Here is a 9,269-nt window from a genome sequence, read left to right as displayed (position 1 = left end):
CGACGGGGAGTTCGGTGCCGTCGGGCAGCATCTGAAGGGGCTCGGCTCGACGCTCCAGGCGCGCAAGTCCTGGTTCTGCACGGCCGGGACGGTCATCTGCCTCGGCGCCGGGATCACCGCCGCCGACGGGGTGCGGGTGGAGACCGTCGTCGACAACCGCAACCTGGGGGAGGCCGGGGCCGCCGTCTTCTCGCGGGACGGCGCCGCCCGGACCCGCTGGGCGCATCTGGAGGGGCACGGCGGCTGGGTCTTCCCCGGCGGCACCACCGCCCTGCGCACCCTGCGCGAGGCCCGGACCGGGGCGTGGAGCGACATCAACACCACCAGCTCCCCCGAACGGCGCACCCGGACCTATCAGACGCTGTGGCTGGACCACGGGGTCGACCCGGTGGGCGCCTCCTACAGCTACCAGCTGATGCCGGGCGCCTCCCGGCGGACCGTGGCCGCCCGCGCCGCCGACACCGGCTGGCTCACCGTGCTGGCCAACACCGCCGCCTGCCAGGCCGTGTCGGTGCCCGCGCTCGGCCTCGTGTGCGCCAACTTCTGGCAGGCTGGGGGAGCGGGCCCGCTGTCGGTCTCCGCCCCGGCGAGCGTGCTCGTACGGAGCAAGGGGGCGACGGCCACGCTCCGGGTCGGTGAGCCGCCGCGCACCGGACAGCCCTTCGAGGTCGTCTGGAGACGGGCCGTCAGGGGGGTGACCGGCGCCGATCCGTCCGTCGAGGTCCTCGCCGCCGGGAAGGAGCTGCGGCTGCGGATCACCCCGGGCACGGCGGGCGCCTGCCATCGCTGTGATGTGACTCTCATCTGATCGTGTTGTTGGACCCCTACAACGCCGCACCGGTCTGAGCTGGCACTTCGCCTGCATCGCGCGATAGTTCTGTTCAGGGCTACCAGGAAAACGGTCCGGAGACTGTACGGAGTCGACGGCGGGAAATTCTTGGTCGGGTTCGTAGGGTCGATGCATGACCGTTGTGGACGTAACCCCGGGCGAGCCCAGTGACGCGCGTGGACGTGTGGCCGAGCTGCTGGCCCTGCGCGAGCAGGCCCGGCGCGGGCCGAGCGAGCGCGCGACCGAGGCGCAGCACGCCAAGGGCAAGCTGACCGCGCGCGAGCGGATCGAGCTGCTGCTCGACCCGGGTTCGTTCAAGGAGGTCGAGCAGCTGCGGCGGCACCGGGCGACCGGCTTCGGCCTGGAGGCCAAGAAGCCGTACACGGACGGTGTCATCACCGGCTGGGGCACCGTCGAGGGCCGCACGGTCTTCGTCTACGCCCATGACTTCCGTATCTTCGGCGGCGCGCTGGGCGAGGCCCACGCCACCAAGATCCACAAGATCATGGACATGGCCATCTCGGCCGGGGCGCCGCTGGTGTCCCTGAACGACGGCGCCGGCGCCCGCATCCAGGAGGGCGTCAGCGCCCTCGCCGGGTACGGCGGCATCTTCCAGCGCAACACCCGCGCCAGCGGGGTCATCCCGCAGATCTCCGTGATGCTCGGCCCGTGCGCCGGTGGCGCGGCCTACAGCCCGGCCCTGACCGACTTCGTCTTCATGGTCCGTGAGACCTCGCAGATGTTCATCACCGGCCCGGACGTGGTCCGCGCGGTGACCGGCGAGGAGATCACGCAGAACGGGCTCGGCGGCGCGGACGTGCACGCCGAGACCTCGGGCGTGGCCCACTTCGCGTACGACGACGAGGAGACCTGCCTCGCCGAGGTCCGCTACCTGCTGTCGATGCTCCCGTCCAACAACCGGGAGAACCCGCCGTCGCACCCCAGCGAGGACCCCGCCGACCGGCGCGGCGACGTGCTGCTCGACCTGGTGCCCGCCGACGGCAACCGTCCGTACGACATGCACAAGGTGATCGAGGAGCTCGTCGACGACGGCGACTACCTGGAGATCCACGAGCGCTGGGCGCGCAACATCATCTGCGCCCTCGCCCGGCTCGACGGCCAGGTCGTCGGCATCGTGGCCAACCAGCCGCAGACGCTCGCGGGCGTCCTGGACATCGAGGCCTCGGAGAAGGCCGCCCGTTTCGTTCAGATGTGCGATGCTTTCAATATCCCGATCGTCACCCTTCTGGACGTGCCCGGCTTCCTGCCCGGCGTCGACCAGGAGCACGGTGGGATCATCCGCCACGGTGCCAAGCTGCTGTACGCGTACTGCAACGCCACCGTGCCCCGGATCTCCCTGATCCTGCGCAAGGCGTACGGAGGGGCGTACATCGTGATGGACTCCCAGTCCATCGGTGCCGACCTCACCTACGCCTGGCCCACCAACGAGATCGCGGTGATGGGCGCCGAAGGCGCCGCCAACGTCATCTTCCGCAAGCAGATCGCGGAGGCCGAGGACCCCGAGGCGATGCGCGTGCGCATGGTCAAGGAGTACAAGGCCGAGCTGATGCACCCGTACTACGCGGCCGAGCGGGGCCTGGTCGACGACGTCATCGACCCCGCGGAGACCCGCGAGGTGCTGATCGCCTCCCTCGCGATGCTGCGCACCAAGCACGCCGACCTGCCGTCCCGCAAGCACGGCAACCCGCCTCAGTAACGAGGAGCCCGAGTGAACACCCCGACTTCTTCCCCTTCCGTCCTCCGTGTGGAGAAGGGCGAGGCGGCACCGGAGGAGCTGGCGGCCATCACGGCCGTCCTGCTCGCCCGCGCCGCCGCCCAGTCCGCCCCGGCCCCGKSCCGGGGCCGCGACACGGCCGGCTGGCGCCGTCTGGAGCGCACCCCGGGCTTCCGGACCGCGCACTCCTGGCAGGGCTAGCTCCGCCTGCGCAAGGCCCCGGCCGCTCCTTCTGGGAGCGGCCGGGGCCTTCGCGCTGCACAGTGCCGGTACCGGACGCCCCATGCCGAAGGCCCCACCGCTCCCCAGGGGGAGCAGCGGGGCCTTCCGCGTCGTTACGGGCGGGGTTACCGCAGCCGTGCCATCAGCGCGTGCTCGACCAGTGTGATCAGCGCGCTCTTCGCGTCCGCGCGGTGGCGGGCGTCGGTGGTGATGATCGGGGTGTCGGGGCCGATCTGGAGGGCCTCGCGGACCTCGTCGGGCGTGTACGGCTGGTGGCCGTCGAAGCCGTTGAGGGCGATGACGAACGGCAGGCCGCTGTTCTCGAAGTAGTCGACGGCCGGGAAGCAGTCGGCGAGGCGGCGGGTGTCCACCAGGACGACGGCGCCGATCGCGCCGCGCACCAGGTCGTCCCACATGAACCAGAAGCGGTCCTGGCCCGGGGTGCCGAACAGGTACAGGATCAGGTCCTGGTCGAGCGTGATGCGGCCGAAGTCCATCGCGACCGTGGTGGTCGTCTTGTCGCCCGTGTGCGTGAGGTCGTCGATGCCCGCGGAGGCGGACGTCATGACGGCCTCGGTACGCAGAGGGTTGATCTCCGAGACCGCGCCGACGAACGTGGTCTTGCCCACGCCGAAGCCGCCCGCCACCACGATCTTCGCGGAAGTAGTGGAGCGGGCAGCACCGCCGCTAGAGCTTGCGAAGTCCACTGAGCACCCTTTCGAGCAGTGTCACATCTGGCTGGCCGCCGGCGGACTCGTCGCCGCCGGGCTGGTGGATGGCGACAAGTCCGGCCTCCGCCAGGTCGGCGACGAGGATTCGGGCAACGCCGAGGGGGATGGAGAGGAGTGCCGAGATCTCCGCGACCGACTTGATCTCACGGCACAGTTGGCAGATCCGCTGGTGCTCGGGCAACTGCCCTTGCAGCCGGGCGGGCTCCGCCGTGGTGTGCACCAGCGCCTCGATGGCGAGCTGGTAGCGCGGCCGGGTCCGGCCGCCGGTCATGGCGTACGGACGCACAAGGGGATTGTGCGTGCCGCCCGCCGGGGAGGGCTGGGGGGTCTGCCGCGGCTGCACCGGCTCGATGCGGGGCTGCGGCGGCTGGTCGTACGGGCTCGGCCTGCGCTGGGGCTGCTGGTACGAGTGCTGGCCCTGGCCGCTTCTGCTGGGGGCGGAGGGAAAGTTGAACCGGTTCTGCCCGTGCTCACCCGGAGACTGCTGTCCACCGCTGTATGGGTGTCCGCCTGGGGGTGTTGTCACGTTTCCTCCTCCGACTGCCGGTCGCCCGTTCCTGTGGGACCGCGCCACCGCACCTTATGGCGCGGTGGCGAGAAACGCACTGCCTGACTGGTAGTTGAGAACGGGAAGTTCACAACTAATTAAGGAGACTGCCCTGGAGTTCCGCGCGCAGGTCCGGGGTGAGGACGGTGCCCGCGCGGTCGACAAGGAGAGCCATCTCATAGCCCACGAGACCGATGTCGGCCTCGGGGTGGGCGAGTACGGCCAGCGAGGAACCGTCCGAGATGGACATGATGAAGAGGAAGCCGCGCTCCATCTCCACGACCGTCTGGTTGACGGCACCGCCCTCGAAGATCCGGGAGGCTCCCGCGGTCAGGGACGTCAGCCCGGAGGCGACGGCCGCCAGCTGATCGGCCCGGTCCCGGGGGAAGCCTTCGGACATCGCCAGCAGGAGTCCGTCGGCGGAGACCACCACCGTGTGGGACACCCCGGGGGTGTTGTCCACGAAGTTGGTGATCAACCAGTTCAGATTCTGCGCCGCCTGGCTCATCGGGCTCACACTAACGCTCCTGGTTGTAGGTGTTACTGGTGTCCGACCCCGCGCTGCGGCCCTGCTGGACACCGCGGCGCAGGTTGCTCAACCTGCCGCGGACGTCCTCCGGAGCGCGGGAGACCTGTGGGCCGCCCTGCGGGGTCTGCTCCGCCGCGCCCTCGACCAGATTGGCCTTGGGCACCCGCCGGGGAAGCCCCGAGGGGGTGACCCCGCCGGCCTTCGGCTCACGCAGCTTCTCGGCCCGCGTCCAGCGCTCGTCGTTGGTCGAACGCCAGTCGCCGGTGGGCGCGTCGGCGGTGGACGCGACACCGTCCGGGGCTCCGGAACCGCTGCCGTTCACGGCCGCGTTCGCGGATCCGTTCACGGGCGCGGGGCCGGTGCCTTCGACGGGGTGCCGCTGCTGCTCGGGCCGCTGCGGTTCGGACTTCTGCTGCGGCTCCTGGGCGGCGGGCTGCCAGTTCTGCTGGCCGCCGCCGCGCCTCGGCAGACCGGCGCCGGTCAGCTCGTGGGCGGAGGCCGGGGTGGGGCCCGGCCGGTCGAAGCCTACGCGCTCGCGACCGCCGCCGGGAACGTCCGGAGCGGATTCCGCTTCCTCGTTCGCCTGCTGGTAGTCGGACGTGTAGGAATCCTGGTACGAGTCGTTCCGCTGCCACTCGCCCTGGTGGGGGGTGTCACCGTAACCACCGTCGTACTGCGGGCCATCGGCCGCGGGCGCCTGGTAGGCGGCCTCCGCATAGCCCTGGTCCGGGTAACCGTTCTGCTGTCCGTAGGACTCCTGCGGGTACGCGCCGGAGTAGTCCTGCGTGTACTGCTGCTGTCCGTCGAACTGGTTGTCGTACGAGGTCTGCTGTCCGTTGTAGGCCTCGTCGTACCGGCCCTCGTAGGACTGCTGGGCGCCGTAGCCCTCGTCGTACGCGGCGCCCTGCGGCACACCGTCGACCTCGTCGCGGTAGAGCGGACGGTCGCCGCCCTGCGCCTGCGCCTCCAGGGCCGCGCGGCGCTCCTCGCGCATCAGCGAGCGGTTGACCGGGTCGAGCTGGAGGTCCTCGCCCTGCTCGTCCGTCTCGTAGCGCGAGTCGTCGAAACCGAGCTCGGCGGCGGTACGCATGGCCGGGGCCTGGACCGGGGCCTGGAACTCCCGCTGCTCCGGGATGATCTGCGAGACCGTGAAGTCGTCGCCGGGGACCGGCTCGCCACCGCCACCGTGGGTGATCGCGTCCGGGAGCATGACCAGCGAGGTGGTGCCCGCCTGCTCGCCGGAGGGGCGCAGCTGGACCCGGATGCCGTGGCGGTCGGAGAGGCGGCCGACCACGAACAGGCCCATGCGCTGGGAGACGGCGGCGTCCACGGTCGGCGGGTTGGCCAGCTTGTGGTTGATGTCCGCGAAGTCCTCGGCGGTGAGGCCGATGCCCTTGTCGTGGATCTCGATCATGACGCGGCCGTCGGGGAGACGGGTCGCGGTGACCCGGACCTTGGTCTGCGGCGAGGAGAAGGTGGTGGCGTTCTCCAGGAGCTCGGCGAGCAGGTGCACGAGGTCGGTCACGGCCTGGCCGTGGATCTCGCTCTCCGGCACACCGGACAGCTCGATGCGCTCGTACGACTCCACCTCGGAGGAGGCGGCGCGCAGCACGTCGACCAGCGGGACCGGCTGGTTCCAGCGGCGGCCCGGCTCCTCGCCGGCGAGGACGAGGAGGTTCTCGCCGTTGCGGCGCATACGGGTCGCGAGGTGGTCCAGCTTGAAGAGGCTCTCCAGCTGGTCCGGGTCGGCCTCGTTGTTCTCCAGGTCCGTGATGAGGGTCAGCTGGCCCTCGATCAGGGACTGGTTGCGGCGCGACAGGTTGGTGAAGATCGCGTTGACGTTGCCCCGCAGGAGGGCCTGCTCGGCGGCGAGCCGGACCGCCTCGCGGTGGACCTGGTCGAAGGCGCGGGCGACCTCGCCGATCTCGTCCGTGGACGTGATCGGGATGGGCTCGACCCGGGTGTCGACCCGGCCGGGCTCGGTCCGCGAGAGCTGGTCGACGAGCATCGGAAGCCGGGTTTCGGCCACCTCGAAGGCGGCGGAGCGCAGCCGGCGCATCGAGCGGCTCATCTGGCGGGCCACCATGCCGGCCAGGATGAAGGCGGCGAGCAGCGAGACCACGACGATGGCGCCGTTGATGTACGCGGAGGTCTTGGCGTCGTCGGCGATCTGGCCGGCCTCGTCCACGGCCCGGCTGACCAGTTCCTGCTCGACCTCGGTGTAGCCGTCGAACTTGGCGGTGGAGGCGGCCATCCAGGCGTCGGGGGTGATGCCCTGCGCCTTGAGCTGCTTGGCGCTCTGCCCCTCACCGATCGCGGCGGCCATGCTGTTGAAGACCGAGCCGTCGCGGGCCGGGGCCGCGCCGATGCGCGGGCCGTCGTCGGCCTGCTGGCGCACCGCCGGGACGTCCTTGGCGGCCTGGGCGGCCTTGGCGTCCATGACCTGCTTCAGATGGAGGCTGTCCGCGTCCGTACCACCGGCGTCGAACTCGCCGAGGGCGATGAACTCCAGGTAGTTGTACGAGTTGAACGCCTTGACCTGCAGCTGGAAGGTCTTGGGGTCCTCGCTCGGCCGGATGATGAGGTGCAGACCGATGGACCGCTGGAGCGACTCCGCGGCCTTGGCGAGGTCGACCGCGTAGACCATGCGGCCGTAGCTGGTGATGTTGCCGGTGCCCAGACCGAGCTCGTTGGAGAACGTGCTCAGGTAGTGGGGGATCTGGGTGTAGCCCTCTTCGGTCAGCACCGGGTTCTTCGCCTCGACGCCCTTGGCGTAGGCGGTCTTGCGCAGCGCGTCGAGGTTCTTCTCGGCGTCGCGGACCTTGGCCAGGCGGCGCTTGAGGCTCGCCGTGTCCGGCATGCCCTGCACTTCCTGGTCGAACTTGGCGCGGGCCGCGTCCGAGGTCGCGACGGCCTTGGCGATGACCTCGCTGTCGCGCTTGTTCTGCAGCAGCGGCTGGGCGGTGAGGTCGCGCTCGTTGAGCAGGGCCTGGCCGTACTCCGAGGCGGCGCGCACGATCTGCGCCGTCTTCTCGGCGTCACGCGCGTCGCGCCAGGTGGATATGGACCCCTTGACCTCGAAGCCGCCCATGATGAGGCCGACGAGTACGGGGATGAGGAGGATGGCGTTCAGACGGGTTGCCACCCGCCAGTTGCGTGGCGAGAACTTGCTCTGACTGCCGGTGTCGGGGCCGGCGAGCGGTCCCGCGCCCTTGCCCCCGGATGGTTTCGGCAGCTCGTCCGGCGTCGCCGCACTGCGCTGCGGCGGGGTGAAGTTGCCCCGCGCCTGCTGCGTCGCGGAGCTCGTCGTGCTTCGCCTCACTCGACCAACAACCTCTCGGCGCCGGCACCTCTCGCGGTGTGCCTTTAAATGTTCTGAGCCGTACTACTCGGGAGTTCGTCGAATTCCAGCACGCCAGGGGGGTCCGTTCCAAACAGCTGGAATCCGGGGTTCCGAGTGGCCCACGCCTCAGATAAAACGGGCATAAAGAGCGAGCCCCGCCAAAAGGCGGGGCCGATGTGAGCGCAGTGACACCGTGCGAACGCGGCGGGTGGCCGCCACGCGCGAATTCTCTGTCGAAATGTTATGAACACAGGGGCGGATCGTGTCAAAGGACACAGTCCGCCCCCGTTCGTCTACGACAACTGCCGTATACGACTTCCTACTTGAGTCGTGCCATCAGCGCGTGCTCGACCAGGGTGATCAGCGCGCTCTTCGCGTCGCCGCGGTGGCGGGCGTCGGTGGTGATGATCGGGGTGTCGGGGCCGATCTGGAGGGCCTCGCGGACCTCGTCGGGCGTGTACGGCTGGTGGCCGTCGAAGCCGTTGAGGGCGATGACGAAGGGCAGGCCGCTGTTCTCGAAGTAGTCGACCGCGGGGAAGCAGTCGGCGAGGCGGCGGGTGTCGACGAGGACGACGGCGCCGATCGCGCCGCGCACCAGGTCGTCCCACATGAACCAGAAGCGGTCCTGGCCCGGGGTGCCGAACAGGTACAGGATCAGGTCCTGGTCGAGCGTGATGCGGCCGAAGTCCATCGCGACCGTGGTGGTGGTCTTGTCCCCGGTGTGGGTGAGGTCGTCGATGCCCGCGGAGGCGGACGTCATGACGGCCTCGGTACGCAAAGGGTTGATCTCCGAGACGGCGCCGACGAACGTGGTCTTGCCCACGCCGAAGCCGCCCGCCACCACGATCTTCGCGGAGGTGGTGGAGCGGGCAGCTCCGCCGCTAGAGCTTGCGAAGTCCACTGAGCACCCTTTCGAGCAGCGTCACATCCGGCGTGCCGCCGGCCTCTCCATTGCCCGGCTGGTGGATGGCCACCATGCCGGCCTCCGCCAGGTCGGCGACAAGAATCCGGGCCACACCGAGCGGCATCTGCAGCAGCGCCGAGACCTCCGCCACCGACTTGACCTCGCGGCACAGGTGGCAGATCCGCTGGTGCTCCGGGAGGAGCGTGGCCAGGTGCGCCGGGTCCGCGGTCGTGCTGACCAGCGCCTCGATGGCCAGCTGGTAGCGCGGCCGGGTCCGGCCGCCCGTCATGGCGTACGGGCGGACCAGCGGCTGGTCGCCTTCACTGTCGTAGTGCGCGTCGTGCAGTGCGCCGTACGAATCGTGTGAGGCGGGTGGCGGGGTCATTGATCCTCCGGGCGGGACAGCAGGGACAGCGAGTGTCTTCGAGC

General features: G+C 70.1%; 9 protein-coding genes. 3 read left to right on the top strand and 6 right to left on the bottom strand.

The window, feature by feature from the left end:
* From ACJA3G_RS21745 to ACJA3G_RS21735, 3 genes are all read left to right on the top strand, one after another.
* Positions 1–808: polysaccharide lyase family 8 super-sandwich domain-containing protein (locus ACJA3G_RS21745; protein ID WP_406554692.1), on the top strand; the 808-nt coding region annotated here is incomplete at its 5' end.
* Between the two features lie 154 nt (positions 809–962).
* Entirely contained in the window at positions 963–2,546 is a 1,584-nt protein-coding gene (locus ACJA3G_RS21740; RefSeq protein WP_406554691.1) for an acyl-CoA carboxylase subunit beta, read from the top strand.
* A gap of 12 nt (positions 2,547–2,558) precedes the next feature.
* On the top strand, positions 2,559–2,765 hold the full coding sequence (locus ACJA3G_RS21735; protein WP_406554690.1) for an acyl-CoA carboxylase subunit epsilon: 207 nt from the start codon (positions 2,559–2,561) through the stop codon (positions 2,763–2,765).
* A gap of 146 nt (positions 2,766–2,911) precedes the next feature.
* Here ACJA3G_RS21735 and ACJA3G_RS21730 read toward each other — a convergent pair whose 3' ends face one another.
* The 6 genes from ACJA3G_RS21730 to ACJA3G_RS21705 all read right to left on the bottom strand — a co-directional run bounded on the left by ACJA3G_RS21730 (position 2,912) and on the right by ACJA3G_RS21705 (position 9,225).
* On the bottom strand, positions 2,912–3,493 hold the full coding sequence (locus ACJA3G_RS21730; protein WP_069978110.1) for an ATP/GTP-binding protein: 582 nt from the start codon (positions 3,491–3,493) through the stop codon (positions 2,912–2,914).
* Positions 3,474–4,043, bottom strand: coding sequence for a DUF742 domain-containing protein (locus ACJA3G_RS21725; RefSeq protein WP_406554689.1), 570 nt, complete (start codon positions 4,041–4,043; stop codon positions 3,474–3,476). The genes ACJA3G_RS21730 and ACJA3G_RS21725 overlap by 20 nt, the downstream gene beginning before the upstream one ends.
* A gap of 115 nt (positions 4,044–4,158) precedes the next feature.
* Positions 4,159–4,572, bottom strand: coding sequence for a roadblock/LC7 domain-containing protein (locus ACJA3G_RS21720; RefSeq protein WP_026057603.1), 414 nt, complete (start codon positions 4,570–4,572; stop codon positions 4,159–4,161).
* 10 nt (positions 4,573–4,582) lie between these two features.
* Entirely contained in the window at positions 4,583–7,915 is a 3,333-nt protein-coding gene (locus tag ACJA3G_RS21715; protein WP_406554688.1) for a nitrate- and nitrite sensing domain-containing protein, read from the bottom strand.
* Between the two features lie 340 nt (positions 7,916–8,255).
* Positions 8,256–8,837 (bottom strand): ATP/GTP-binding protein, encoded by a 582-nt coding sequence (locus ACJA3G_RS21710; protein WP_358837020.1) that lies wholly within the window; start codon positions 8,835–8,837, stop codon positions 8,256–8,258.
* On the bottom strand, positions 8,818–9,225 hold the full coding sequence (locus ACJA3G_RS21705) for a DUF742 domain-containing protein (protein ID WP_067164662.1): 408 nt from the start codon (positions 9,223–9,225) through the stop codon (positions 8,818–8,820). Before ACJA3G_RS21705 ends, ACJA3G_RS21710 begins: the two co-directional genes overlap by 20 nt.
* Positions 9,226–9,269: the final 44 nt, after the last annotated feature.

It is taken from the genome of Streptomyces sp. YS-3 (assembly GCF_045257485.1).
GTDB lineage: Bacteria > Actinomycetota > Actinomycetes > Streptomycetales > Streptomycetaceae > Streptomyces.
This window is presented reverse-complemented; position numbering and strand designations above follow the sequence as displayed.